The 25,998-nt window shown below is 70.9% G+C and carries 20 protein-coding genes; 11 read left to right on the top strand and 9 right to left on the bottom strand.

Going from position 1 to position 25,998, the window contains the following annotated elements:
• Window positions 1-220 precede the first annotated feature (220 nt).
• Window positions 221-829: a dTDP-4-dehydrorhamnose 3,5-epimerase family protein gene (locus OHA91_RS06220; RefSeq protein WP_158714712.1), complete on the top strand. Its 609-nt coding sequence runs from the start codon at window positions 221-223 to the stop codon at window positions 827-829.
• An 84-nt stretch (window positions 830-913) separates the two neighbouring features.
• Here the strand turns inward: OHA91_RS06220 and OHA91_RS06215 are convergent, their stop codons facing one another.
• The gene (locus tag OHA91_RS06215; RefSeq protein WP_266494063.1) at window positions 914-2,386 is read right to left on the bottom strand and encodes an NDP-hexose 2,3-dehydratase family protein; all 1,473 of its coding nucleotides are present in this window, start codon (window positions 2,384-2,386) and stop codon (window positions 914-916) included.
• Window positions 2,387-3,135: 749 nt separating this feature from the next.
• Between OHA91_RS06215 and OHA91_RS06210 the strand changes: the two genes are divergently transcribed.
• Complete coding sequence (locus OHA91_RS06210; protein ID WP_051892710.1) at window positions 3,136-5,076, top strand: AfsR/SARP family transcriptional regulator; 1,941 nt, start codon at window positions 3,136-3,138, stop codon at window positions 5,074-5,076.
• Between the two features lie 62 nt (window positions 5,077-5,138).
• On the opposite strand, the gene OHA91_RS06205 is transcribed toward OHA91_RS06210, so the two are convergent.
• The 3 genes from OHA91_RS06205 to OHA91_RS06195 form a co-directional block, all read right to left on the bottom strand.
• Window positions 5,139-6,284 carry an ABC transporter substrate-binding protein gene (locus OHA91_RS06205; protein ID WP_031147057.1) on the bottom strand — a complete coding sequence of 382 codons (1,146 nt, stop codon included), beginning with the start codon at window positions 6,282-6,284 and terminating at the stop codon, window positions 5,139-5,141.
• A gap of 142 nt (window positions 6,285-6,426) precedes the next feature.
• The gene (locus tag OHA91_RS06200) at window positions 6,427-9,273 is read right to left on the bottom strand and encodes a SpoIIE family protein phosphatase (protein WP_078959095.1); all 2,847 of its coding nucleotides are present in this window, start codon (window positions 9,271-9,273) and stop codon (window positions 6,427-6,429) included.
• Between the two features lie 89 nt (window positions 9,274-9,362).
• The gene (locus tag OHA91_RS06195; protein ID WP_031147062.1) at window positions 9,363-10,340 is read right to left on the bottom strand and encodes a helix-turn-helix transcriptional regulator; all 978 of its coding nucleotides are present in this window, start codon (window positions 10,338-10,340) and stop codon (window positions 9,363-9,365) included.
• 62 nt (window positions 10,341-10,402) lie between these two features.
• On the opposite strand from OHA91_RS06195, the gene OHA91_RS06190 reads away from it, so the two are divergent.
• Window positions 10,403-11,590 (top strand): epoxide hydrolase family protein, encoded by a 1,188-nt coding sequence (locus OHA91_RS06190; protein ID WP_031147064.1) that lies wholly within the window; start codon window positions 10,403-10,405, stop codon window positions 11,588-11,590.
• 7 nt (window positions 11,591-11,597) lie between these two features.
• Here the strand turns inward: OHA91_RS06190 and OHA91_RS06185 are convergent, their stop codons facing one another.
• Entirely contained in the window at window positions 11,598-12,506 is a 909-nt protein-coding gene (locus tag OHA91_RS06185) for a phage repressor protein (protein ID WP_051892711.1), read from the bottom strand.
• Entirely contained in the window at window positions 12,503-13,132 is a 630-nt protein-coding gene (locus tag OHA91_RS06180; RefSeq protein WP_031147068.1) for a GNAT family N-acetyltransferase, read from the bottom strand. The genes OHA91_RS06185 and OHA91_RS06180 overlap by 4 nt, the downstream gene beginning before the upstream one ends.
• 97 nt (window positions 13,133-13,229) lie before the next feature.
• Here OHA91_RS06180 and OHA91_RS06175 point away from each other — a divergent pair, with 97 nt between their 5' ends.
• Window positions 13,230-14,300, top strand: a complete 1,071-nt coding sequence (locus OHA91_RS06175) for an alpha/beta hydrolase family protein (RefSeq protein WP_245240011.1) — start codon at window positions 13,230-13,232, stop codon at window positions 14,298-14,300.
• Between the two features lie 68 nt (window positions 14,301-14,368).
• On the opposite strand, the gene OHA91_RS06170 is transcribed toward OHA91_RS06175, so the two are convergent.
• Entirely contained in the window at window positions 14,369-14,764 is a 396-nt protein-coding gene (locus OHA91_RS06170; RefSeq protein WP_031147071.1) for a hypothetical protein, read from the bottom strand.
• A 162-nt stretch (window positions 14,765-14,926) separates the two neighbouring features.
• A complete protein-coding gene (locus OHA91_RS06165) occupies window positions 14,927-15,832 on the bottom strand; it encodes an NADP-dependent oxidoreductase (protein WP_031147072.1) in 906 nt (301 codons plus the stop codon).
• Between the two features lie 195 nt (window positions 15,833-16,027).
• Between OHA91_RS06165 and OHA91_RS06160 the strand changes: the two genes are divergently transcribed.
• Window positions 16,028-17,035, top strand: a complete 1,008-nt coding sequence (locus OHA91_RS06160; protein ID WP_328738791.1) for a helix-turn-helix domain-containing protein — start codon at window positions 16,028-16,030, stop codon at window positions 17,033-17,035.
• 38 nt (window positions 17,036-17,073) lie between these two features.
• Here the strand turns inward: OHA91_RS06160 and OHA91_RS06155 are convergent, their stop codons facing one another.
• A complete protein-coding gene (locus OHA91_RS06155) occupies window positions 17,074-18,507 on the bottom strand; it encodes a pre-peptidase C-terminal domain-containing protein (RefSeq protein WP_328738790.1) in 1,434 nt (477 codons plus the stop codon).
• A 358-nt stretch (window positions 18,508-18,865) separates the two neighbouring features.
• On the opposite strand from OHA91_RS06155, the gene OHA91_RS06150 reads away from it, so the two are divergent.
• The 6 genes from OHA91_RS06150 to OHA91_RS06125 all read left to right on the top strand — a co-directional run bounded on the left by OHA91_RS06150 (window position 18,866) and on the right by OHA91_RS06125 (window position 25,223).
• Entirely contained in the window at window positions 18,866-19,819 is a 954-nt protein-coding gene (locus OHA91_RS06150) for an ABC transporter substrate-binding protein (protein WP_031147080.1), read from the top strand.
• Window positions 19,820-19,821: 2 nt separating this feature from the next.
• On the top strand, window positions 19,822-20,784 hold the full coding sequence (locus OHA91_RS06145; RefSeq protein ID WP_031147082.1) for an amino acid ABC transporter permease: 963 nt from the start codon (window positions 19,822-19,824) through the stop codon (window positions 20,782-20,784).
• Window positions 20,785-20,792: 8 nt separating this feature from the next.
• Window positions 20,793-21,545 carry an amino acid ABC transporter ATP-binding protein gene (locus tag OHA91_RS06140; protein ID WP_031147084.1) on the top strand — a complete coding sequence of 251 codons (753 nt, stop codon included), beginning with the start codon at window positions 20,793-20,795 and terminating at the stop codon, window positions 21,543-21,545.
• Window positions 21,542-22,756, top strand: a complete 1,215-nt coding sequence (locus OHA91_RS06135; RefSeq protein WP_031147086.1) for a M20 family metallopeptidase — start codon at window positions 21,542-21,544, stop codon at window positions 22,754-22,756. The genes OHA91_RS06140 and OHA91_RS06135 overlap by 4 nt, the downstream gene beginning before the upstream one ends.
• A gap of 169 nt (window positions 22,757-22,925) precedes the next feature.
• On the top strand, window positions 22,926-24,215 hold the full coding sequence (locus tag OHA91_RS06130) for a cyanophycinase (RefSeq protein ID WP_328738789.1): 1,290 nt from the start codon (window positions 22,926-22,928) through the stop codon (window positions 24,213-24,215).
• A 138-nt stretch (window positions 24,216-24,353) separates the two neighbouring features.
• On the top strand, window positions 24,354-25,223 hold the full coding sequence (locus OHA91_RS06125; protein ID WP_031147090.1) for a MurR/RpiR family transcriptional regulator: 870 nt from the start codon (window positions 24,354-24,356) through the stop codon (window positions 25,221-25,223).
• Window positions 25,224-25,998: the final 775 nt, after the last annotated feature.

Below are 25,998 nucleotides of genomic sequence, written 5' to 3'. Positions count from 1 at the left end.
GCAGATGGACCGGGCCCGGTCGCGGTCCGGGCCGGGGCTCCTGGCGTCCAGCCGTCGTTGAGGCGCGTACGAGACCCCGCGGCCATCATCGTCACCAGCACGAGGGCCCGGTGGAGACCCCCGATCCTGGCACGCCGGACACGGGACCAAGGCGCTGACGGGCCACGGACCACAGACCGCACATCACTGCATTGAATGGGAGTCCGGCATGGTTTCCTCCATGGAGTCGCGGAAACTCTCCGTCGAGGGCGCAATCGAATTCACCCCGCGCGTGTTCGACGACGAGCGTGGCATATTCCTGTCGCCCTACCAGGAGTCGGCGTTCTCCGACGCCACCGGCGGGCACACGCTCTTCCGCGTGGCCCAGACCAATCACAGTAGGTCACGAAAGGGCGTGGTGCGCGGGCTGCACTACACCCTGACACCGCCGGGCTGTGCCAAGTACGTGTACTGCGCGCGCGGCAAGACGCTCGACATAGCGGTGGACGTCCGGGTCGGCTCGCCCACCTTCGGGAAGTGGGACGCCGTACTGCTGGACACCGAGGTCTTCCGCTCCGTGTACTTCCCGGTCGGCGTGGCCCACGGCTTCGTCGCGCTGGAGGACGACACCGTGGTGTCCTACCTGCTCTCCGGGGAGTACGTCCCGGAGCACGAGCTGGCACTGTCGATCCTCGACCCGGACCTCGCCCTGCCCATTCCCGGCGACATCGAGCCCGTCCTGTCCGAGCGCGACCTCGCGGCGCCCACCCTGGAGAAGGCCGCTTCGGACGGCCTGCTGCCCGACTACGCCGAGTGCCTGGCGATCGACCGCGCCCTGCGCCCGGCCTGATCGGCGGCGGTACGACGCGCGGGGGCGGCCCACCGGGATCCGGTGGGCCGCCCCCACGCGTCGCTGTCCGGCCGGCTCACCCGCTCACAGGCCCAGCGCCTCGCCGCCGGGCCGCCGAGGCGCCAGCAGGCTGTGCAGACAGGCCACCAGGGTGCGGGCCTGCACGTTGAGGTAGTGGCTGTGCCGCAACAGGGTGCTGAGCTGGTCCAGGGTCACCCAGCGGAAGTCCCGGTCCTCCATGGACTCGGCGTCGCCCTCGGCCTCGACGACGAGGTACCGGTTCAGGGCGTGGTGGAAACGGCCGCCCTCCTCGGACAGCAGGCAGGCGAACCTGGTCCGCTCCGGCGGGGCCGACAGCACGTCGTCGACGAAGCGGGGCAGGGCCGCGCCCGGCGGGACGCTCTCGGGGGTGAACTGGACGGTGGGTGAGAGCTCGACCCCGTCCACGTAGCCCGGCTCCACGCTGGCCCGCAGCAGAATGTGGAGCACCCCGTCGATCTGCTTGACCAGCACGGCGATCACGCCGGTGCCGTGCGGCTCCAGCATGGGCTGGGACCAGCCCCGGACCTCGCGCGTGCCCGCGGAGACGTTCACCCCGATCACGGAGAAGAACCGCCCGCTGGTGTGGGAGACCCGCTCCGGCGAGCTGTGCCAGTCGCGCAGCTCGACCAGCGGTACCGGGCGGGTGGTGAGGTCGTTCTGGGCGCGGTGCTCGGTGATCCAGCTCTGGAGCTCGTCCACGTCGTGCACCCCGCCCGGCTCCCCGGCGCACGAGCGGGCCAGGGCGTCCCGGAAGCCGTCGCCGGTGTCCAGCAGGACGTCGAGGCCTCCGCCGGCCAGGGGCAGGCAGGACAGCGTGGTGCGCGTGTCCATGTTGACGATGTCCTCGACGGCCAGCAGCCGGTGGATCTCGCCGAGGGTCATCCAGCGGAAGTCCTCCTCGACGGCGATGTCCTCGGTGACCTCGATGACGATGTTCCGGTTGCGCTTGCGGTAGAACCAGGCGCCCTGTTCCGACTGGAGCACGTCGGCGACGACGCGGTGCCGCGTCCTTTCCTGGAAGTACCCCAGATAGGGGACGGCGCGCCCTTTGTGCAGCCGCAGGTAATTGCTGCGGGTGGCCTGCACGGTGGGGGAGAGCTGCAGATGGTTCCTGTTCCCCGGCTCGACCTTGGCCTGCATGAGGAAATGCAGCACCCCGTCGAACTCCTTGGCCAGCAGGCCGAGTACGCCGACCTCCGGCTGGTGGATGATCGGCTGCTGCCAGTGGGGTACGGGACCCGAGGGGAAGCGCACGTCCAGCCCGTCGATGGCGAAGAAGCCGCCGCTGGAGTGCCGCAGCGCCCCGGTGCGCGGATCCCGCTCCCAGTTCTCGAGGCCGTCGAGGTCCACGCGGTCGACCCGGAGGCCCGACCGTTCGCGGGCGTCGGCGAACCACGTGACGAACGGGGCCGGTTGGCGGACCCGGCTCTCCTCGGCGAGGGCCGACCGTGCGAGCCGGTCCTGGAGCGTGCGGAGGGCGGTCGGGGAAGGGTGCGGGAGGGCGATTCTGTTCACCAGGGATTCCTTTGCGCCGGGAGGACAGGGTCGTGCTGCGTACTCGGCGGTCTTCCGCGTCCGCGGCGTCGAGGAGAGTGGCCGTACCGGTGTCCGCGGATGCTCCCGTGGAGGTGGGGCCGTCGACGGCGCGCAGGGCCCAGTACAGTGCGCGCTGCCAGCAACGACCTCGAATCTCCCTGAACCTGCGCGGGGGGCACGGCCGGGAGTTCGATCGTTCTTCGAGGGTGACGCCCGATGGTTGTCGTCATGACGCCCCCCACGCGCCCGTATCCGTTCGCAGAGCGGACCCCTCCCCCCGGGGTCGAGCCAGGATCGTGGCGGCCTCCAGAGGGGGGCGGGGCGCCGGTGCGACGAGGCTCCGGAGCCGGCACCGGCCGCGTCCTGCCACCGCCGCACCCCGACGGTTGTGCGCACCGAAAGGAACAGGCGCATTTCCGTGGTTTATTGGCGCGAATTCGAAGCGGAATCAAGACGGCGTCATGGTGCCCGAGGGCGAGCGCATCCCGGAAGATCCTATTCCGTTTAATCCTCGACTGTTTCGGGTCAACGGGTGTGCAGGTCGCCGGTGTTGCCGGGGCGAGATGAACCCAGGACGGTGGCATATGGCCTTGCCCCGCCTTAAGGGAAGAGTTAACTTAGTGCAAAGTCAGGGGAGAAGTAGCTTCGTGACCCTTACCTCGACCAGGGGGCGCTCGAACCTCTTGTGACTACGCAGTGTCACAGCATCACTGAACGGGGGACGTGAGATGGACTTCCGGATGCTCGGCCCGTTGGAGATTCTCGATGGTCCGTGCAATGTAGTGCCCACCGCACCCAAGCCGCGCCAGGTGATAGCCCTTCTCCTCATGAGGAGAAACACCCTGGTGCAGACCTCTGAACTTATCGATGAACTATGGGAGAGCGATCCTCCCGCAAGTGCGATGACCACACTGCAAACGTATATATACAAACTCCGGAAGATTCTCACCGCGCGGAATTCGGAGGAAATTCTCTTCACCCGGCCCGGGGGATACACGCTGGCCATTCCCGACCGGTCCGTCGACCTGCACCGATTCGAAACGGAAGCCGGCGAGGGCAAGTCGCTGTTGAAGAACGGAGACGCGGCGGGAGCGGCGGAGGCGCTCCGCCGGTCACTCGCGCTCTGGCGCGGCTCCGCGCTGGTCGACGTCGTGCCGGGCGGTCTGCTGTCCTCGTACGTGACACGACTCGAGGAGTTCCGGGAGCGCACCCTCGACCTGAGGATCGAGGCCGATCTCCAGCTGGGTCGCCACCAGGAGCTGATCAGCGAGCTCAAGTCGCTCGTGCTCAGCCGACCGCTCCACGAGAACGTGCACGCCTCCCTGATGATCGCCCTCCACCGCTCCGGCCGGCGCCACGAGGCGCTCGAGGTCTATCAGGTGCTGCGCCGCAGCATGATCGACAACCTCGGCCTCGAACCGGGCAAGGAGCTCCGGGCGCTCCACCAGGCGCTGTTGTCCGAGGCCACGGGGGGCGTGCTGTACGAACGCCACCAGCAGCCCGTCCTGGTCGAGCCCGACCGGGGTCCGGTCGGGCATCCCGAGCCGGAAGAGCCGCCGGTGGCCGCCGCGCCCCGGCCCGCCGCCGCACCCGGAGTCCCCGCACCCGCCCAGCTCCCGCCGGACATCGCCGACTTCACCGGCAGGGAGTCCATCGTCGACCAGGCCCCCGCCCTCCTGGCCGGGGTGGGGGAGCGAGACCGTCCCCCCACGGCCCCGGCCGTCGCGGTCATCAGCGGCATGCCGGGCGTGGGCAAGAGCGCGCTCGCCGTGCACATGTCCCACACCGTCCGGCCGTTCTTCGAAGGCGGACAGCTCTACGCGGATCTGCGCGGCTCCACCGGCAGGGGCACGGACCCCACGGAAGTGCTCCACGGATTCCTGCGCGCCCTGGGCGTCGCGGAATCCGAGATCCCCGCGGACCTGGAGGAACGGTCCAAGCTGTTCCGCTCCACCACGGTCGGCCGGCGCCTGCTGATCCTGCTGGACGACGTGTCCTCGCTGGCCGACGTACGCTCGCTGCTCCCCGGCGACCCGGAGTGCTCCGTCGTCATCACGAGCCGCAGGCGCCTGCACGGCCTGGGCGGCGCCTGGAACGTCAACCTCGACGCCATGGACACCGCCGAGGGCCGCGAGCTGCTCGCCCGCATCATCGGATCCGCCCGGGTCAGGCGGGAGCGCAACGCCGCCAACCAGCTGATGGAGACCGTCGGCGGACATCCCCTGGCCGTGCGGTGCATCGGGGGGCGCCTCAGCGGCAGTCCGGGGCTCACCCTGTCCGGCTTAGCCACCCAACTGAACTGTTCCGAGAAGCTGCTGGACGAGCTCCGCCTCGGGGAGCTCGACGTGCGCTCCCGGTACGACTTCAGCTACGAGGGGCTCGGCCGCGTCGAGCAGAGCGTCTTCCGGCTGCTGAGCATCCTCCCGCCCAGGCGGTTCACCGCCGATTCCGTCGTCGAGCTCCTCGGCAGCGACAGCCGCAGCGTGGAGCACCTGCTCCAGCGCTTCGTCGACAGCCACCTGATCAACATCGTCCGGTGGGAGGACGGCGGGGCCCACTACGAGTTCCCGGAACTCACCCGCGTGTACGCCCGCGAGCGGCTGCTCGACACCCTCTCGGGCGATGGACCGGAACACGAGGGCATCTGGCCGGACCGCCGCCGGTGCTGACCCCCGTTCCCTCTTCCGCAACCACACCCGCCCGTTCGGTTCGTTCGGTTCGTTTCCGACCCTCAGCCCCAGACGGCCTCGGCCCACGTCCGGTTGACGGTCCTGCCCGCCTTCGCCTGCTGCTTCTCCGTCGGGAAGGTCGGTGTGCCCTCGACCGTGGGCAGCTTCTCCGCCAGGCTCTTGTCGAGGGTGCCGTTCTCCTCCATGGACTCCATGAGGACGGGGCGCGCGTATGCCCCGAGCCGGAGGTTCTGGCCCTCCGGGCTGAAGAGGTACTCCTGCCACAGCCGCGCCGCCGCGGGGTGCGGGGCGTCCTTGTTGATCCCCTGCGCGTAGTACTGGGCGAAACTGCCGTCGAAGGGGATGGAGGTCCGCCAGTCCACGTCCGCGCCCTTCCTGCGGAACTCGTCGGCGTAGGCGAGGTTGAGGAAGTCCCAGTCGATGCTGATCGGGGTCCGCCCGCTCTCGATCGTGGCCGGGGTCGATTCGAGCGGGATGAAGTTGCCGCTCCGGCTGAGCTCGGCGAAGAAGTCGATGCCGGGCTGGATGTTGTCGAAGGAGCCCCCGTTCGCCAGGGCCGCCGCGTACACCCCGGCGAAGGCGGAGCCCGACTTGGTGGGATTGCCGTTGAGCGAGACCTGGCCCTTGTACTCGGGCCTGCGCAGGTCGGCGAAGGTCGCGGGGCAGGTCTTGACGCGCTTGGCGTCGCAGCCGATCGAGACGTAGCCGCCGTAGTTGTTGTACCAGCGGGCCCGCTCGTCCTTCTGCTCGTCGGGGATGTCGTCCCACGGAGCGACCTCGTACGGAGTGAGCAGACCCTGGCGGGCCGCGGCCGGCGCGAAGGTGCCGCCCACGTCGATCACGTCGGGGGCGGTCCCGTCGCGCCGGTGCTCCTTGAGGGCGTCGATCTCGTCCTGGCTGGAACCCTCCGGGTTCTCCACGGCGACCTCGATCCCGTACTTCTTCTCGAAGCCGTCGATCAGCGCCCCGTAATTGGCCCAGTCCCTCGGGAGCGCGATGGTGTTGAGGGCCCCCTCCTTCCTGGCCGCCGCGGTCAGCGCCGCCATACCGCCCGCGTCCGCGGCGGAGGTGGCCACCGCCGGCGCCCTGGGCGGTTCGGGGGGCCTGTCTCCGCAGGCGCCGAGGGGCCCCGCGGCGAGGGCGAGGCCGGCGGCGACGGCGGCTGTCCGGAGACGAGGTGCGGGCACAAAGGCTCCATAACGGGCGGCACGTACTGATCCAGGCCAGCGTACGTGCGTCTGCCGCGACAGCGCAGTCCCGGCGGGTCGCGCCGCCGCCCGTCCTCCGGCCGACGTACCGGAGCGGCCCCGGACCGGTCCCGGAACGGGCTCAGAAGGGTTCGTCGTCCCAGGCCGCGAGCAGCGCCGCACCCAGGTCCTCCCCGTCCGCGGAGGACTCCGCGTGCAGGGCCTGCTCACTCCAGATGATCTTGCCGCGGGCGGTGTAGCGGGTGCCCCACCGCTCGGCGAACTGGGCGACCAGGAACAGGCCGCGCCCGCCCTCGTCGGTGGCCTCGGCCCGGCGCAGGTGCGGGGAGGTGCTGGACCCGTCGGACACCTCGCAGACCAGGCTGCGGTCGTACAGCAGCCTCACCCGGATGGGCTGCGATCCGTAGCGGACGGCGTTGGTGATCAGCTCGCTGAGGATGAGCTCCGTGGTGAAGGCGATGTCCTCCAGGCCCCACTCCGCCAGCCGGCGGGCGCAGGCGTTGCGCACCGGGGACACCGCCGCCGGATCGGACCGCACCTCCCACTCGGCGATCCGTTCCGGATCCAGCCGGCGGGTGCGGGCCACCAGCAGCGCGATGTCGTCGCTCTGCCCGCTGGGCAGCATCGCGCCGATCACCGCGGCGCAGGTCTCCTCCGGGGTCCTCGCGGGCCCGGACAGGGCCGCGCCCAGCACCGCCAGGCCGGCGTCGACGTCCCGGTCGCGGTTCTCCAGCAGCCCGTCGGTGAAGAGCACCAGCTGGGCCCCCTCGGGCACGGTCAGCGTCGCGGTCTCCATGGGCATGCCGGCGCCCAGGCCCAGCGGCGGCGAGACCGGAAGCTCGGGGAAGGACACCGTTCCGTCGGGGTGGACGACGGCGGGACCCGGGTGGCCTGCGGTCGCGGCGGTCACCTGCCCGGAGACGGAGTCGTAGACGGCGCACAGGCAGGTGGCGCCGGTCAGGCCCTGCCACTCCTGCTCACCCGCGCCCTCGTCGGTGTCGATGTGGGCGACCAGCTCGTCCAGGTGGCTCAGGAGCTCGTCCGCGGGCAGGTCGAGCGTCGAGAAGTTGTGCATAGCGGTGCGCAGCCGGCCCATGGTGGCGGCGGCGTGCAGACCGTGCCCGACGACGTCGCCGACCACCAGGGCCACCCGGGCACCGGGCAGCGGGATGACGTCGAACCAGTCCCCGCCCACCCCCGCCTGGGCGGGCAGGTAGCGGTGGGCGACCTCGACCGCGGACTGGTCCGGTACGCCCCGGGGCAGCAGGCTGCGCTGCAGCGTCACGGCCATGGTGTGCTCGCGGGTGAAGCGGCGGGCGTTGTCGATGGACAGCGCCGCCCGGGCGGTCAGCTCCTCGGCGAAGGACACGTCCTCCTCCTCGAACGCCGGGGAGGGTCCCACCCGCCAGTAGCCGGCCATCCCCAGCAGCACCCCGCGGGCCCGCAGCGGGACGGCGATCACGGAGTGGACGCCCTGGTCCAGCATGCGCTGGGAACGGGCGGGGTCCTGCGCCATCCAGTCGCGGGTGTCCCGCAGGTCGGCCACCCGCACCGCGTGCTCTCCGGCCACCCCGATCGCCATGGGGCTGGTGGGGACGAACCGGATCAGCTCGCCGACGGGATAGAGGGGATGCGGGTCCTGCACGGCGACCACGGCGGTGCGGCGCATCTCGGTGCCCGGCTCGGGCGGCTCGTCGCCGTGCAGTACCGGGTCCAGCAGGTCGACCGAGGCGATGTCGGCGAACCGGGGGACCGCCACCTCCGCCAGCTCCCCGGCGGTGCGCTCCACGTCCAGGGTCGTACCGATGCGCACCCCCGCGTCGTAGAGCAGCTTCAGCCGCTCGTGGGCAACCTCGGCCCGGCCGGAGAGCGCCCGCAGCTCGGTGGTGTCCCTCAGGGTGACCACGGTCCCCGCCTGCCCGAAGGGCGCGGTGGGCCGGATGTTGACCGCCAGCAGCCGATCGGCCGCCATGTGCAGCTCGTCGGTGGCGGAACGGCCCGAAGCGATCGAGGTGGCGATCCCCTCCTCCAGGCCCAGCTCCGTGACGGGGCGCCCCTCCGCGTCGGCCGGCAGCTCCAGGAGCCGCCGCGCCTCGTCGTTGGCCAGCAGCAGGCGCCCGCCGCCGCCGATGATCAGCACGCCCTCCCGCACCGCGTGCAGCACCGCGTCGTGGTGCTCGTACATCCTCGTCATCTCCGCCGGCCCCAGGCCGTGGGTCCGGCGCAGCAGCCGACGGCTCACCAGGGCGGTCCCGCCCGCGGACAGGGCGAGCACGAGGGCGGCGGTGCCGATGACGACCGGCAGCTGCCGGTTCACCATGCTCTGCACGTTCGAGACGGTGACGGGGGAGGCCACGACGGCGATGACCCGGTCCTCGGCGTCCTTGACGGGGACCGCCGAGACCACGGACCGCCCCAGGGAGCCCTGGAACGTCTCGGTGAAGGACTTGCCGGCCGCCGCCCTGGAGAAGGGGCCGACCACGCGCTTGCCGATCTGCCGCGGGTCGCTGTGGGTGAGGGTGACCCCGTCGAGCGTGTACACGTTGATGCCGTCCACCCCGGCGATCTTCCGCGCCGCCTGCGCGCTCGGCTGCAGCACGGCGCTCGGGTGGGGACTGCGCAGGGCGGCGACGATGCCGGGGGACTCCGCGAACGTGCCGGCGGCGGCGAGCGTACGGTGCCGGGCGTCCAGCATGGCGTCACTGCGGGCCTGCACCACGAGCGCCACCACCGCCGCGGCGACCAGGAGCACCACGACGACGAGCTGGAGGAGGAACACCTCGCCGGCCACGCTGCGCGCGCTCAGGAGGGAGGACAGCCGCTGCGGCTTGCGGACCCTGCTCGCCCAGGCCTGGGTGGGCTCCTGGGGCTCGTGGCGATCTTCGGAGCGGGGACCTCGGGAGGCGGCGGAGGCGCGCTTGGCCGAGCCGGGCAGCACACGCCGGAGATGTCCCAGGAAGACGCTCATAATCCATCTTCTAACCTCTCCGGCCCGTCGGCAGCGGGGAGCGGCGCCCACCCGTCGGCGCGTGCCGGTGATCCCGGAGGATTTCCACCCTATGGAGGAGGCGTCCGCGTCGGGTCCACGGCGGCGAGGCAGCGGGTGGCCTGGGCGCGAAGGGCCCCGGCGAGTCCGGGTGGGGCGTCGACGAGGGTGAAGTCGGCGTCGACCGAGGTGATCATCCAGGCGAGATCGCGGAAGGTGTCGGCTCCCAGGTGCAGCAGACAGCTGTGCTCGTCCACGGGTTCGACGACCCCCATCCCGGGCCAGACGCGGTCGGCGACCGCAGTGGCGGATTCATGCAGGATGACGGTCGCCCGGACCGGCCATGTCTGTGCCGACAGGCGGCGGGCCACGTAGGCGGCCGCGTCGTTGCCGGGAAGTGCGCGCGGCGTGAACCGCGGGCCGGCCGGCGTGCGTGGGACGAGCCGGTCGACGCGGAAGGTGCGCCAGTCGCCCCGGTCGGTGTCCCAGGCGACCAGGTACCAGTGGCGGCCGAAGCTGACCAGGCTGTGGGGCTCGGCCGAGCGGATGCCGGGGCCGCGGCGGGGGCTGGTGTATTCGAAGCGCAGCTGCTCGTGTCGGCGGCATGCCTCGGCGATGGCCATCAGAGTGCCGGCGGAAACCGCGGGGGCCGGGACGGCGCCGGCCCGGACGGTGGCGGTGTGCAGGGTGTTGACCCGGTGCCGCAACCGCGAGGGCAGGACCTGCTCCAGCTTGGTCAGGGCGCGCAGACCGGCCTCCTCGACCCCGACGACCGAGCCGTCGGCCCCGGTGCGCAGGCTGATGGCGACGGCCACGGCCTCCTCGTCGTCGAGCAGCAGTGGAGGCAGCTTGCCACCGGGCCCGAGCCGGTAGCCGGCGGTGCCCCGGGTCGCATGGACCGGGTAGCCGAGGTCGCGCAGCCGCTGTACGTCACGGCGCAGCGTGCGGGGGCTGACGGCGAGGCGTTCGGCGAGATCCGTGCCGGACCGTTCGCCGGGGGTCTGCAGCAGGGACAGCAGTTTCAGCAGCCGCCCGGAGGTTTCCAACATGGCACCAGGGTGCCGCAGGCTTAGGAATGGAACTGTCCTAAGTGATCCCTAGCCTCACGGCCATGACGAACACGATCCCCGGCATGTTCCCGTTCCGTGTCGATGTCCCCCAGAGCCGGCTCGACGACCTCCGCTCCCGCCTCGCCGCCACCCGCTGGCCGGACGAGCTGCCCGGTGTCGGCTGGAGCCGCGGTGTTCCGGTGGCCTATCTGAAGGGCCTGGTCGGTCACTGGCTCACCGCCTACGACTGGCGGACGCACGAGGCCGCGCTGAACACGTACCCCCAGTACCTGACCGACGTCGAGGGGCAGAACATCCACTTCCTGCACGTACGGTCCCCCGAGCCCGGTGCCGTGCCGCTGGTGTTGTTGCACGGCTGGCCGGGCTCGGTGGCCGACTTCCTCGACGTCATCGGCCCGCTGTCCGACCCCCGGGCACACGGCGGCCGCCCGGCCGACGCCTTCCACCTGGTCATTCCCTCACTGCCGGGCTTCGGCTTCTCCACCCCGCTCGCAGGGCCCGGAATGGGCGCGGCCCGCATGGCCGCGGTGCTCACCCGGCTGATGTCCCGCCTCGGCTACGCGCGCTACGGCGTGCACGGCTACGACACCGGCTCCTGGGTTGCGCCCCGGATGGGCGAGCAGGCCCCGGAGCACGTGATCGGCGTCCACGTCAACGCCCTGCTCGCGTTCCCGGTGGGGGCGGAGGGCGAGACGGACGGCCTCACCGAGGCCGAGCAACGGCGCTGGCAGGCCATGCAGGACTTCAACGACGGCTATCTGCAGTGCAACTCCAAGCGGCCGCAGACGGTCGGCTACGCGCTCACGGACTCCCCGGTCGGCCAACTCGCCTGGATGGTCGAGAAGTACAAGGAGCTGACCGCCCCGGTGGACGGGCTGCCCGAGGACAGCATCGACCGGGACCGCATGCTGACCGCGGTCTCGCTGTACTGGCTGACCGGTACCGCCGCCTCGGCCGCCCAGATCTACTACGAGGAGGTTTCCGCCGGCGCGTGGGGTGAGGAGGAGAGCGCGTACGACGAACCGGGCGCCGGGGCAGCCGGTGGGCGCGGGACCGTCCCGACCGCCGTCCTGCTCTCCACCCACGACGTGACCATCCGCCGCTGGGCCGAGCGGGACCACAACGTCGTGCGGTGGACCGAACTCGACCGCGGGGGCCATTTCCTCGCGATGGAGGAACCGGAAGCGCTCGTGGACGACGTACGCCGGTTCTTCGGCACGCTCCTCTGACAGCGGCTCATCCGGCCGGCCGGGCCGGGTCCGCGTCCGGGGCGGCGAGGGCTTCGTCGTAGAGGCGGAACAGGCGCAGGCGGCCGGCGCCCTGGTCGTCGCCGCCGCTCAGGGCTTCCCAGCACCGGGCGGCCAGGGCGCGGGCGCGGGTGCCGGGCCAGGGCTGGGGCAGCAGCTCGGGAGGCAGCAGGGGATCGGGCTCCATGGCGGTGGTGAATGCCGCCGCGAGCTCGATGGCGCAGGTCAGCCTTTCGGTGCCGGTGGGACGGTCGGGGGCGGACAGGCGGGCCGTGCGGGCCGTTGCGAGGGCGGCCAGTGCCTCGTGGCGTTCGGCGATCGAGTCGAGCGGCCACAGGAGGGCGGCCAGCCGCGCCGGGTCCTCCTCCTCGCCGACTCTGAGGTCGCGGCTGGTGAGGCGGGTGAGCGAGGGCAGGACCCCGAGGTGGCGGGCGTGGGCCTCCACGATGCCGCCGATCGCGTTCGCGGCGACGTACAGGCCGCCTTGGAGCGGGGCGGCGCCCAGGTGCAGGAGCGTGTCGCGCAGGGCGTCGCGGGACTGCCGGGCCGTCTCGGGGATGGCGAAGGCGAACAGGTGCCACGTTCCGTCCCAGGGGGCGAGTCCCCGGTCCTGCCGGTAGGCGTGGCGGACGTACTCGGCGTCCGGCGCGACGGCACCCGTCGCGTCGGCGGTGGCGACCAGGCGGGCCTTGCGGCCGCGGCCCTCCTGGGTGAACCGGCCCTCGGCGACGAGCCGTTTGAGGCACAGCCGGACCTGCTGATCGGTCATGCCGAGCGCTTCGGCGACGGCGTACAGCTCGCCCGCGTCCACGGTGCCGTCCTCGCGGACGAGCGCGAACACCAGAGTCCGGGTCCCGATGCCGGGGGCGGCGGGCTCTGCCGCGGGTCGGCTGGTCATCGCTGCTGCTCCAAGGTGTGGCCGGGGCGGGCCTCGACGGCCCGGTGCATCGTAGTCACCGAGCCGAAGCCCATGAGGCGCTCGAGATACGGGGTCTGCTCGGTCCGTACGGCGCTGAAGCCGTGCCGCTCGTACAGGGCGCGGGCCCTGGGGTTGACGTCGATGACGTCGAGCCTGACCCGGGAGCACCCGTGTTCGGCCGCGACGGCCGCGATCTGGGCCAGCAGCAGGCTGCCGATGCCCGCGCCGCGGTGTGCGGGGTCGACGGCGATGCCGTCCATGACCAGTTCGCCCGGCTCCGGGGTGCGTTCGAGCAGCGCCAGTAAGGCGATCCGGGGCAGGCCGCGGAAGAGCCCGTAGGCGCGGAGCACGTCGCGCGCGCCGCCGCCGGTCAGCGCGCGTCCGCCGAGCCGGTAGCCGGCCACGCCCACGACGCGGTCGCCGCCGGGGGTGAGGGCGACGGCGGCGCGGTCGTGGTGGAGATGGCCGGCGATGAAGGCCCGGCCGCGCTCCGGCGGGCCCAGGGCGGCGCCGAGCTTTCGGCCGAAGGCCTCCCAGTACAGCTCGGCGACCTGCTCCTCGGCCCCGCGCGGCACGCCGCGTCCGATGACGACTGCTGCGTCCATGCTTCCTCCTCGCCTTCTCCGTATGAACATAGTACGGTCGAATTGAAAACGAGCGTTATGGGAACAGTAGTTTTTTGGGAGGGGTCGGATGAAAGCGGTGCGCGCGACACGTACGACAAGCACGCCGCGCCGTCGCCGAGTGGTGCGGGCCGCGCTCGCGGCGCTGGCCGCGCTGGTGGTCGTGGCGGCGGGCCTGGGCGGACTGGCGGTGTGGCAGAACACCTACGAGCTGCGCGAGGAACCGGTGGCGATACGCCAGGCAGGGCGCGCCCTGGACGGCGTCCTGGCTTTGCCCGAGCGGGGGAAGGGGCCGTTCCCGCTGGTGGTGTTCGTGCACGGGGACGGGCCGGTGGACGCCACCCACGACACCTTCTACCGTCCGATGTGGGAGGCTTTCGCCCGTTCCGGGTACGCCTCGCTGTCCTGGAACAAACCCGGCGTCGGCGGCGCCCCGGGCGACTGGCTCGACCAGAGCATGGCCGACCGGGCCGGCGAAGCCGCCGACGCCATCGCCTGGGCCCGGCAGCGCCCGGACATCGACGGCGGCAGGATCGGATTGTGGGGCGCCAGCCAGGCCGGCTGGGTCCTGCCCAAGATCGCCGCCGAGGACCGCGGCATCCGGTTCGTCATCGCCGTCTCGCCCGCCGTCAACTGGCACCGGCAGGGCCGCTACAACCTCCTCGCCGAGCTGAGCCGGGACGGCGCCTCCGACGCGGAGGTCGCGACCGCCCTGGGCCGCCGCGAGACCGGCCTGGAACTCCTCGGGCGCGGTGCCTCCTACGAGGAGTACGTCCGCGCCGTCGGCGACCCCAAGGGCATGACCGCCGCCCGCTGGCGGTTCGTCTCCAAGAACCACACAGCCGACGCGAGCGCGGACCTGCCGGCCCTGCGCGGCACACCCGTCCTCCTGGTGCTCGCCGGACACGACGTCAACGTGGACACCGCCGACACCGAGGCCGCGTACCGCAGCCTGCTACCGGGGCCGGCGCTGCGCGTCGCCCACTACCCCGATGCCACCCACGGCCTGGTCGAACACGCCGTCGAGGAATCTCCGCTGCGCCTGACCCTGACCGCGCTGTTCGCGCCCAGAGCCCTGTTCGCCGAGGGATTCCTCACCGACCAGCAGCGGTTCCTGACCTCCGTCGGCGCCGAAGGAGCCGAACGGTGACCACCGGCCCCGTCACCAACCCCGCCGAGCCGGAGCACGCGGGCGACGGCTGCCCCAGATCCGGCGGCCTACGGCGTCAGACGGTGGTAGGCGGATCGGGCGTGGGCGAGCCGGGCGAGGACGGTCCCCGTGCCGGCGGCCGCGAGGAGGCATACGATCCGGCCGAGGTCGTACGGGGCCTCCCAGGTGAGAGCCCCTATGGGGGCCGTGGCGAAGGCGTTGAGCACGAGCCAGCAGAGCAGGGCGGTTCCCGGTGCGGCGGTGAGGCGCGCTCCCGTGCTGACCAGGGCCACGGTGAGGGAGATCGCGACCAGGTCGAGGGTGGGGTCACCCTGTCCGTCGAGGAAATTGAAGACGGCGACCAAGGCGAAGGCGGTGGCGGCCGCGACGGCCCAGACCATCGACGTCGCGGCCGGATCGGGCACGGGACGGATGCCGGAGCGGACCTGCTTCCATTCGAGCATGCAAAGCCTCCTTCACGCGGTTCCCGCTCCCTCGCGGCCGAACCGACTGACGCCGTCGCTACTGTAACGGCGCACAGAAGGTGAGGAGTTCATGGTGTTCCCGCCGTATTTGTCCCGGGCTCAGGTCCGTCCTCTCCGGCTCGTCCGCCGCCCCGCCGCCGCTCAGAGGCTGAGAACCAGCTTCCCGCGGACCCGGCCCTCCTTGCTGAGGCGGTGCGCCTCGGCCGCCGCGTGCAGGGGCAGGACCGACTGCACCTCGACACGGACCGTGCCGTCGTCGACGAGCGCGCCGATCCGGCGCAGTGCCTCGCCGTCGGGGGCGACGATGACACGGCGGGCGTCGATGCCGGGCAGCCGGTGCGCCTCGTCCACGGGTTCGGGGAGGGTGACGAGGGTGCCGCCGGGACGCAGCAGGTGCCACGAGGCGCGCTGCACCTCGCCCCCCACGGTGTCGAGGACCATGTCGAAGGGCTCGGCCGCGGTCAGGTCCGCCGTCCCCCGGTCGACGGGTTCGTCGACGCCGAGGCCGCGCAGGAAATCGAGGTTGCGGGCGGAGGCGGTGGCGGTGACGTGTGCTCCCCGGTGCCGGGCGAACTGCACGGCGAAATGTCCGACGCCGCCGGCGCCCGCGTGCACCAGGACGCGGTGCCCCGCGGTCACGCCTGCCGCCTCCAGCGCCTGCCAGGCCGTCAGCGCGGCCAGCGGGACCGCGGCCGCCTCGGCGTGGGACAGCCTGGCGGGCATGGGAGCCACGGCGGAGGCCGGCAGAGCGGCGAACTGCTGATAGGCGCCGCCGTACGGCAGCGGCAGCATCCCGTACACGGACTCGCCGACCGCCGGGCCGCCCGGCACCGTACGGCGCACCACACCCGCCACGTCCCAGCCCATCCCGAGCGGGAAGGGCCGGTCGCTGCGTACCGCTCCTTCGCGGTGCTTCCAGTCGACCGGGTTGACCCCGGCGGCCAAGACCTCGACCAGGATCTCTCCCTCCGCCGGACTCGGCACCGGCCGGTCGGTGAATGCGAGGACGCTCTCGTCTCCGTACTCGGAGAAGACCACTGCGCGCATCGGGATGCCCCTGTCGTTTCGAACGTCCGCCCCCACGGGGCGGTGGTGCGCTCGCACCTCCTTCACCCTGGCGAAGGCCCCTGCGGGCAACCACTACCCCGCGAGTACCAGGCGGCGAGGGCTATCCGCAGGCCGGCGAAGGGGGTACCGGCAGGGACAGGCAGCCGCGGATCACCCCCGCGCATACTGACGCGCATGAACCCAGCCAACGAGCTCGGCCCCTTCCTGAAGTCGCGGCGCTCCCGCATCACTCCGCAGGCAGCCGGACTCCACCCGCACGGACGGCGCCGCGTCCCGGGGCTGCGCCGCGAGGAGGTGGCGGACCTCGCGGGCGTCAGCGACGTCTACTACACGCGTCTGGAACAAGGCCGCGCGCGCAACCCCTCCGATGCCGTGCTCGACGCCCTCGCCCGCGCCCTGCGACTCGATCCGACCGAGCGCGCCCACCTCCACGACCTCGCCCACCGGGCCCCCGGCGCAAGGTTCTCGGGAGTCCCGACCTCCGCCGAGCCTGCGGACGAGGAACAGGACGTACCCGTACGGGACGGGCTGGGGCGCCTGCTGTCCGCGGTGGGAGCCGTCCCGGCGTACGTCCTCAGCCCCGCCATGGACGTCCTCGACGCCAACGGCCTCGCCCGCGCCCTCCTCGGCGAACCGATCGGCAGGGTCCCCGGGCGGCTGAACCTCGCCCGGCACGTGTTCCTCGACGACGCCGCCCGCCGGCTCTACCCGAGGTGGGCGGACGTGGCCCGTCAGACCATCGGCTTCCTGCGCTTCTCCGCGGGCCGCCGCCCCGCAGACAGGCCCCTCGCCGCGCGCATCGCCGAACTGAGCGCACACAGCGCGGAGTTCCGCCACCGGTGGGCGGCGCAGGAGGTGCAGCAGAAGACACACGGCACCAAGAGCTTCCGGCACCCCGTCGTCGGCGGCTTCGACCTCGCCTTCGAGACCCTCGCCCTGCCGGGCGACGACGGGGCGTCCCTCGTCGTCTTCACCGCCCCCGACACCCGCGCCAGCGACGCGCTGCGGCTGCTCGGCAGTTGGAGCGCGCCGTCCCCCGCCCCCGCGGCCGGCGACACGCGGCATGCCCCTGGTTCACTGCCGGGCCATGTGCATGCGCATCTCGCTGTCCGCATCGGTGATGAGTTCGCCCGACAGGTCGATGGTCACGGTGTGGAGTTCGCCGGTGAACCGGAAGGGTGACGGGTAGTCGGAGGTCACGGTCCGGCATGCGTCGCAACTCAGCCTTTGGTCAGGGTGCACGTATAGGCGGAGCTGCCCGACCCCTGGTAGGCGTCGAGCTCCAGGTAGTAGGTGCTGCTTCCCGTGGCGGTCCTGGTGAAGGTCAGGCTCTCGTCGGTACCTGCTCCGTCGTTCACCGAACGGGCGAGGGTGCTGCCGCTGGAGTCCAGGAGGTAAAGGTCGGCGTCATAGGCTCCGTCGGGAATGGCGCAGACGATGGTGACGCGCTCACCGGCTGCGAAGGCGACGCGGAAGTAGTCCCGGTCGCTGGTCGACTTCATGCTGCCCGTGAGTGTGGCGGGGTAGGTGAGGGCGGTGGCGTCGTCGGCGGTGGCGCGCGTGTCGTTCGCTTCGGTTTCGGCCAGGGTGGACGTGCCGCCGGTCGGTGAGCAGGTGCTCTGCAGAGTGCCGGTGTACAGGTTGGGGTCGGCGACTCCGTTTGTGACGCTGCGGTGGTAGTAGCCGCAGGTGGGGCGGTTCTTGAAGTCGTAGGTCTGTCCGGGGCCCAGGCGCCAGATCTTGTAGTCGGAGAAGGTCAGGGGCTTGCCGGACGATGCCTGCTCCGGCTGGTGGTCGCCCAGGACCACGAAGGCCTCCTTTCCGTAGAGGGTGGCTGTTCCGTTCTTGTCGAGGAGCAGCGAGCTGCCTTCCTCGACTCCTACGCCCCAGGCCTTGCCTCCGGAGGTCCGGCCGTCCTTGATGGCGCGGGCGACGAAGGCCATGGTGCGGCCCATCCGGTCGCGGGTGGTGAAGTGGGAGTCGTTGATGACTCCGCTGTAGTTCGCCCAGTCGAACATGCCGGTGGTGAAGGTGATGTAGCTGTCGTACGGGTTCGCGAGGGCTTCGGCGCTGGTGACGCTCCCCTTGCAGGCGTCGTAGACGACGGGGCTGTTGATGTGGTGGCCGGCGCTGCCGCCGCCCGAGCCGCCGCCCTTGGCTGCGACGGACTCGACGGATGCCTCCAGTGCGCTGCCCTTCCAGGCGGCGTAGCGGCATTGGTCACCGCCGGCGAAGTAGACGAATTCAGCGTTGCGGATGTCGGAATTGACCTGGCTGTTGTTGCCGTCCGCGGCGGCGGTCAGAGTCCAGGTGGTACAGGAGTTGACGCCGGGCAGCGCCATGGCGGCGTCGCATTCGGGCGTGGTGCTGCCTGAGGTGGGGGCGGAGCCGGCCAGTACGACGACGTCCAGGCTGCCGGTCCCGCCGCGTATGGCGTCGATGGCGGCCGACATCGATCCGGGGATGATCTTGCCGTCGCCGTTCATGGTGAAGGCGGGGCCCTGCCATGACGTGCGGCTGACGTCCGAGCTGCTGCCCGAGCGGACCCGCGTGGCGGCCGCCTGCGCGCTGCCGGTCGAAGTGAGCGTGGCGGCAAGTGTGAGCAGCGCTACGGCAGTCGAGACCGGCGAGACATGCCTGAACCGTGTGCCCATGGCTTCTCCAAGGGGTGGGGGGGAGGAGGAGTGGCGAATCCACAGGAGGCAGGGCGTGGCAACGCCCTGAGCGGCGCTTGTGGGAGGTGCGCCGTCCGGTGGGTGACGCAGTAGCGGAACTTACAAGCCAGATCGAATGAACGGTAGATGTAGAGCGCGAATCGCTCTGCTCTTCAGGTAGGCGGGCGATCCTGTCAGCTCAGGGGCCGCCTCAAGGCAGCATCGCGGTCGGCGTAGCGCTCGTTACCTCAATGTAACGAGTGATACATCTAGCCATCGGTCGGAGTGTTCTGTAATTTTCGGGTTGCAGTCGACGGCGAACACCCGTCGACCCGAAGACCGGAGAGGCATACGCCTGATGAACACCCGTCTGTCACGAAACCTGATCACGGCGCTGACGGCCGCGACCGCGCTGGCCACGCTCACTTCTTGTTCGGACTCCGCTGCCGAAACAGCCAAGGCCACCGGCGGACAGCCGGCCACCGTCGCGGGGGTAGCGGTCACGAAGGACGCCGCGCTGCACGACGCACTGCCCGACACGATCAAGAAGGCGGGCACCGTGCGAGTGGCCACGGACGTGCCTTACGCGCCGTTCGAGATGTTCGTGGCCGAGGGAAAGCCGGAACTCACCGGCCTCGACTACGACCTGGGGCAGGCGCTGGGGGCCAAGCTGGGCGTGAAGTTCGAGTTCACGCCTCAGAAGTTCGACGGCATAGTGCCGGCCATTCAGGCCGGGAAGTTCGACGCGGCGATGTCGGCGATGACGGACAACAAGGAGCGCCAGGCGGTCGTCGACTTCGTCGACTACTCCGTCTCCGGTTCCGGGATCATGGTGGTCAAGGGCAACCCCGAGAGGATCACCACTCTCGATGACCTGTGCGCCAAGAAGGTCGCGGTGCAGGCGGCCACCAACCAGCTGGACCTCCTCAAGGAACACCAGGCGAAGTGCAAGGCCGCCGGGAAGAGCGAGATCGACATCCAGACGTTCCCCAAGGACTCCGACGCGCAGCTCGCCCTGCGCTCCGGCAAGGTCGTCGCCCAGGTGCAGACGAAACCCGCCGCGGGCTGGACCGCCAAGACCGCCGACGGTGGCGCCGCCTTCCAGGTCGTCGACGATCCGGCTGCCGCGGGCGGCTACGGGGCCTCGCCGAACGGGATCGCGGTCTCCAAGAAGCTGCCCCAGCTCAGCGACGCGATCCACAAGGCCCTGCAGGCTCTGATCGACGACGGAACCGTGACAAAGATCTTCGACAAGTACGGTGTCGCCTCGATCGCCGTCAAGGAGGCCACCAAGAACGCGGCGGTGGACTAGAAATGACCACCACCACAGCTCCCGCGGACCTCGACCGCCGGGCCCCCGAGCAACTCACCGTCGTGCCGCTGCGCCACTACGGCCGTTGGATCGCCGCTGTCGCGGCCATTACCGCACTCATCGGTGTGGCCGGATCGCTGGCGAAGAACGGCAATCTCCACTGGGAGATCATCGGCCGCTTCCTCTTCGCCGACCTGATCTTCTCCGGACTCGTCACGACCCTGTGGCTCACCGTGGCGGCGATGGCCCTCGGACTCCTTCTGGGCACGCTGGTCGCAGTGATGCGGCTGTCGTCCAACCCGGTTCTCTACGGCATGTCCTCACTGTTCGTGTGGTTCTTCCGCGGGACCCCTCTGCTGGTCCAGATCATCTTCTGGGGATACGCCGCCGCCCTCTACCAGTACGTGAAGATCGGCATCCCCTTCACCAGCGTCACCTTCTTCCAGGTCGAGACGAACTCCCTCCTTACCCCGGCCGTCGCAGCGCTGTTGGCCCTCGGACTCAACGAAGCCGCGTACGCTTCGGAGATCGTCCGGGCCGGCATCCAGTCGGTGGACCCCGGCCAGAGCGAAGCCGCGCATTCCCTCGGCATGCGGCCCGCCCAGACGATGCGCAGGATCGTGCTGCCCCAGGCCATGCGGGTGATCATCCCGCCGATGGGCAACGAGACGATCAACATGCTGAAGATGACCGCCCTGGTATCGATCATCTCGGCGCACGACCTGATGTCCAACATCCAGGACGTGTACGCGCAGAACTACCAGGTCATCCCCATGCTCGTCGTCGCCAGCCTCTGGTACCTGGCTCTGGTCACCCTGCTCAGCGTCCCGCAGGCATGGCTGGAGCGCCGCTACGGCCGCGGCTCGGACCGCGGCGGCCACATCTCACCGCTCCGCCGCATGCTCACCGGCGCACTGGTCCGGCCCGCGCGCACGAAGAAGAACACCAAGGAGGCGGCAGCGTGAACGTCCCCATGGTCCACGCCCAGGGCGTGCGCAAGCACTTCGGGAAGCTCGAAGTCCTCAAGGGAATCGACCTGACCGTCGAACGCGGACAGGTGTGCTGTCTGCTGGGTCCCTCCGGCTCGGGCAAGTCGACCTTCCTGCGCTGCATCAACCACCTCGACAGGGTCGACGGCGGCAAGCTCGCGGTCGACGGCGACCTGGTCGGCTACCGCCAGAACGGATCGCGGCTCCACGAACTGCGCGAGAAGGAAGTCGCCGCGCGACGACGCGACATCGGCATGGTCTTCCAGCGCTTCAACCTCTTCCCCCACATGACCGCACTGGACAACGTCATGGAAGCCCCCGTCAACGTCTGCAAGACCGACAAGTCGCAGGCCAGGGACGAGGCCCGGCATCTGCTGGAACGGGTGGGCCTCGGGGATCGGGCGGGCCACTACCCGGCCCAGCTCTCAGGCGGGCAGCAGCAGCGCGTCGCCATCGCGCGAGCCCTGGCGATGAAACCCAAACTCATGCTCTTCGACGAACCCACCTCCGCGCTCGACCCGGAACTGGTCGGAGACGTTCTCGACGTGATGCGCCGGCTCGCGGCGGACGGCATGACGATGGTCGTGGTCACCCACGAGATCGGCTTTGCCCGCGAAGTGGGTGACACCGCCGTCTTCATGGACGATGGCGTCGTCGTCGAATCCGGGGACCCGCGCCAGGTCCTTGTCGAACCCCGGCAGGAACGCACCCGCGCGTTCCTCTCGAAGGTCCTGTGACCGCCCCCTCGCGGGAGCAGCTGCACACCAACGAGCTGCTTCCGTATGCCGAAGCGCGCCTGGAGGGCTACCTCGCCGACCTCGCCGGCCTGGTCGCCATCGACTCGGGCTCCTACAGCCCCGCCGGCGTGAACCGGATGGCCGACTGGACCCAGAGCCGGCTGCTGCGGCTCGGATTCGATGTCGAGCGCTTCGCTCCCGACCCTCCTCACGGGCACCCTGTCGGCGATGTGATCCTCGCCCGCAAGCTGGGCGACCTTCCGGTCGAGCAGGGCGGACGACGCCTCCTGCTCGTCGCTCATCTCGACACCGTCTTCGACGACGGAACCGCCGCGGCGACGCCCTTCCACCTCGACGGCCACACGGCGCGAGGCCCCGGAGTCAGCGATGACAAGGCCGGCCTGCTGGCCGGTATCACCGCTCTGGAGATCCTGGAGGAGGCTCGGGCAGGGCAGTACGCCGAACTCGTCTTCCTCGCCACGCCGGACGAGGAGATCGGCTCACCGGCGAGCCGCCCGGTGACCGAAGCAGCAGCCCGTGGAGTCCACTTCGCTCTGGCCCTGGAGTGTGCCCGGGAGAACGGCGACCTGGTCGTCGCCCGGAAGGGTGTCGCCGACTTCCGTGTGAGCGTCACCGGCCGGGCAGCGCACGCCGGCATCGAGCCGGAGCGCGGAGCGAACGCGGCTCTGACCGCCGCCCACCTGGTCGTGGCTCTGCAGTCCCTCAACGGCCACTGGGACGATGTCACCGTCAACGTCGGTGTCGTAAGGGCCGGCAGCCGCACCAATATCGTCTGCCCGGAAGCCGAGCTGCGCGTCGAGGTGCGCTCGGCCACCGCCGCCGGACTCGCAGCGGCCCACCGTGCGATCGAGTCAGCCGTGGCACGACCCGCCGTCTCCGGCACCACGGCGACCGTCGAGCAGCTGGACCTGTGCCCGCCCATGGAGGACACACCCGCCTCGCGCCGCGTGTTCGACCGGGCCAGGCGCATCGCCGCCGGCCTGGGGATCAACCTGGGAGGCGCGGCGACCGGCGGCGTCGGGGACGCCAACTTCATCGCGGGCCTGGGCGTGCCCACCCTGGACGGCCTCGGCCCGGTCGGCGGCGCCGACCACACCCCGGAGGAATGGCTGGACACCTCGACCGTCCCGGCCCGCGTCGCGCTCCTGGCCTCACTCATCGCCGATCTCGGCGACAGCCGCACCGGCTGACCTCCCCCAGACGTCCCGTACCGGTTTGATCGCGCCATTGCCCGGTACGGGACCCCACTCCGGCAGCCCCTCCCACCACGCACCGGGCTACCGGCCCGCGCCGGGACCGCAGCCGCCACCCGCGCTGCGGTTCCGGCCACCACCCGACCCCACCCACAGGAGGCATCCCGTGCCCGTCCCCACCGGAGCCCGCCGTACCGCACTGACCGGCAGCACCGTCCTCGTCCTCGCCCTCACCCTCGCCCCGGCCGCCCAAGCGAACGGCGCCACATCGACCGGCGGCCGCGGCTCGCTCGTCTTGATCGGCGGCGGCCTGAAAGCCGACAACACGCAGGTCTACGGCGAGATCATCAAGCGTGCGGGTGGATCGAAAGCGCGCATCGGCGTCCTCACGGCCGCCTCTGTCCCCGCCAGCCAGGATCCCGACGCAGGCGACCCGGAGAGCTGCAGCAACTCCGCCTGCAACGGCGCCTACTACGCCGGACTCTTCAAGCAGCACGGCGCCGCCGACGCCCAGTGGATCCCCATCGACCTCGACCACATCACCAATGCCGACTCCGACGACGTCGTGCGGCAGGTCAACTCCATGACCGGCTTCTTCTTCGGCGGCGGCGACCAGTACCGCTACGTCACCACCCTGCTCCACGGCACCGCCCACACCGACTCCAAGGTTCTCGCCGCCATCCGGGCCAAGCTCGCCGCCGGGGCAGTCGTATCCGGATCCAGCGCCGGAGCGCAGATCACAGCCGGAGCCGACATGGTCACCGGAGGCGACTCCTACGAAGGACTGCGCGACGGCAGCAGCCCGGGCTACTTCGACGACCCCTCTCGGCTCGGGTACCTCCCCGAAGGCGGCTTCGGCTTCCTCCGCTCAGGACTGATCGACACCCACACCGGCACGAACGGACGCGAAGGCAGGGCCCTGCGACTCGCCGCCGACACGGGACACGACCGCGTGTACGCACTGGAAGAGAACACCGCGCTCATCGTCGACGCTCCCAACACCCCCCGCGAGCGACTGCGCGTCCTCGGCCCGCAAGGCGTCGCCATCCTCGACCTCCGGCAAGCCCGAACCGGCAAGCACCCACAGGCCGGATGGACACTGACCGGCGCCCGCTACAACTACCTCTCCAACGGCGACCGCTACGACCCCAACCGCTGGCAGATCCGGCCCGCCGGCGGCAAGCGGCCCCTGATCCCCCTGTCAGCCTCACCGATACCCGCCAACTCCGACGTCTTCTCCTCCCCGGCCAACCCCGCAGGCGTCCCCTACTCCTTCCTGAACACCGCCCGTGCCCTGGCCGCCGGCACCCAGCGCACCACCAAGGCCGGCACCTTCGAGAGCGGCCCCCGGTTCACCGTCACCTTCAGCAAGCAACCCGGATTCACCGCCTGGACCAGCGACGACGCCACCGCGCACACCGTCACCGGACTGCGGATAGCCGTCGCCCCGGAGTGACTCTGCCCTGACACACTCCGGGCGACAGGGCCGGCCGGAACCCATGAGGTTCCGGCCGGCCGCACCCGCCCACGATCGACACTAAGCTCGACCTCGGACCCGCCCCAGCCCCCACGCATACGAAGGAAGAACCAGCGCATGGCCCCTGGCACGCTCGCCGACGAGATTCGCCTCAAGCTGGGCGACGCCAGCCCCGCCGAACGCAAGGTCGCACGCGTGCTACTCGCCGGTTACCCCTCAGCCGGTTTCGAAACCATGGCCGTCCTCGCGGAACGCGCCGCCGTCAGCACCCCGACCGTCCTGCGCTTCATCAACCGGATCGGCTACCGCGGCTTCCCCGACTTCCAGGCCGCGCTCCGCACAGAGCTCGACGAACGCAACGCCTCCCCCCTCTCCCTCTACGAGGCAACCGACTACGGCCGCAGCCACGAAGGAGTCGAGGACCTTTCCCTCCTCCAGCGCGGCAGCAACCTCTTCAGCGCCGCTGTGGCCCAGACCCTCGCCGAACTACCCCCGCACGATCTCGAACACGCGATCGCGCTGCTCTCCGACGGCAAACGCCGCATCACCCTGGCCGGCGGCCGGTTCACGAACCTCTTCGCCCAATACCTCGGCCTGCACCTCATGCAGGTACGCGACGACGTACGGTTCCTGCCGGACCGGGACGTCGAACGGACCGCGCAGCTCGCAGCGGTGAACCGACGTGACGTCTTCGTACTGTTCGACTACCGGCGCTACGAGCCGGACAAGGTCTCCATGGCCGAACTCGTCCAGGAACAGGGCGGCAAGGTCGTCCTCTTCACCGATGTATGGCTTTCACCTGCTGCCGCGCACGCGCAAGTGGTCCTGCCGAGCCAGGTCGCCGCACCCTCCCCCTACGACAGCCTCGTTCCCACCCTCGCGATCATCGAAACTGTTGTTGCCGGAGTCCTGACCGCACTCGGCGAAGGGGCCCACCAGCGGATGAAACACGGCGAGGAAACGGCCCGCCGCATGGGCCTCTACTGACTTCCGCAACCCTCGGGCCGGCTCCCCGCAGCGACACTGCCCTCCGTTGTCGTGCGCGGCATCGCATGCGGGCGAACTCCAGGACCCGCCCGGGCGGCCGCGGCGCTAGAGACGTGAGCGCAGGCCAGTGCACCCCCCATGCGTGCGCGATGAGTACGCGGGCCTGCTGGCACTGGATGGCCCGGAGCGCATCAGGGGACATCCTGCAGTGGTCCGAGCAGGCGCCAGAGCCTCCGTCCGGTCCTCCGGACGGGCACACTGCGTCGTTCCGTGACGTCCGGTGTCCCTCGTCGCCGCATCCGTCACGGCGGTCGCCGCGGCGGGCGCGGGCGCCCTGGGCCGTACCCTGACCGGCCGGCGCGCCCAGGGCGCCGTAGCGGTCCGCCGTCCAGCCGCCGTCAAAGGGCGGCAAGGCCGATCAGCTGATCGCCCGCTCGGTGGACGGCATGACGCTCGGCTCACCCGTCGAGGACGTCATGGTCGGCCAGCCGCTTCATCTTCGACCGAACTCCTTCCACACTTGCCGGAACCGGCTCCAGGCCAGGCCGAGTACGGCAGTGATCTCCTGACAGGACATCACTGGCTTCCCGCCGGATGCTTGTTCGGTGAGCGTGGCAAGGATGCGCTGGTAGTGGGGAGCGAGCGCGTCCATGGAAAGCGCGGGACGCCACACCGGGACGATCGAGCCCCATCGTGCGGCCCTCGGTAGGGGAACCTCGGCGGGCGCGTTCGTCGCGGGCTCCGACCCGGAAGACTCACCGGCTCCCGGGCCAGC

The organism is Streptomyces erythrochromogenes, from assembly GCF_036170895.1.
Taxonomy (GTDB): Bacteria; Actinomycetota; Actinomycetes; order Streptomycetales; family Streptomycetaceae; genus Streptomyces; species Streptomyces erythrochromogenes.
Note: the sequence above shows the minus strand (reverse complement) of the source record. Positions and strands in the feature narration are given on the sequence as shown.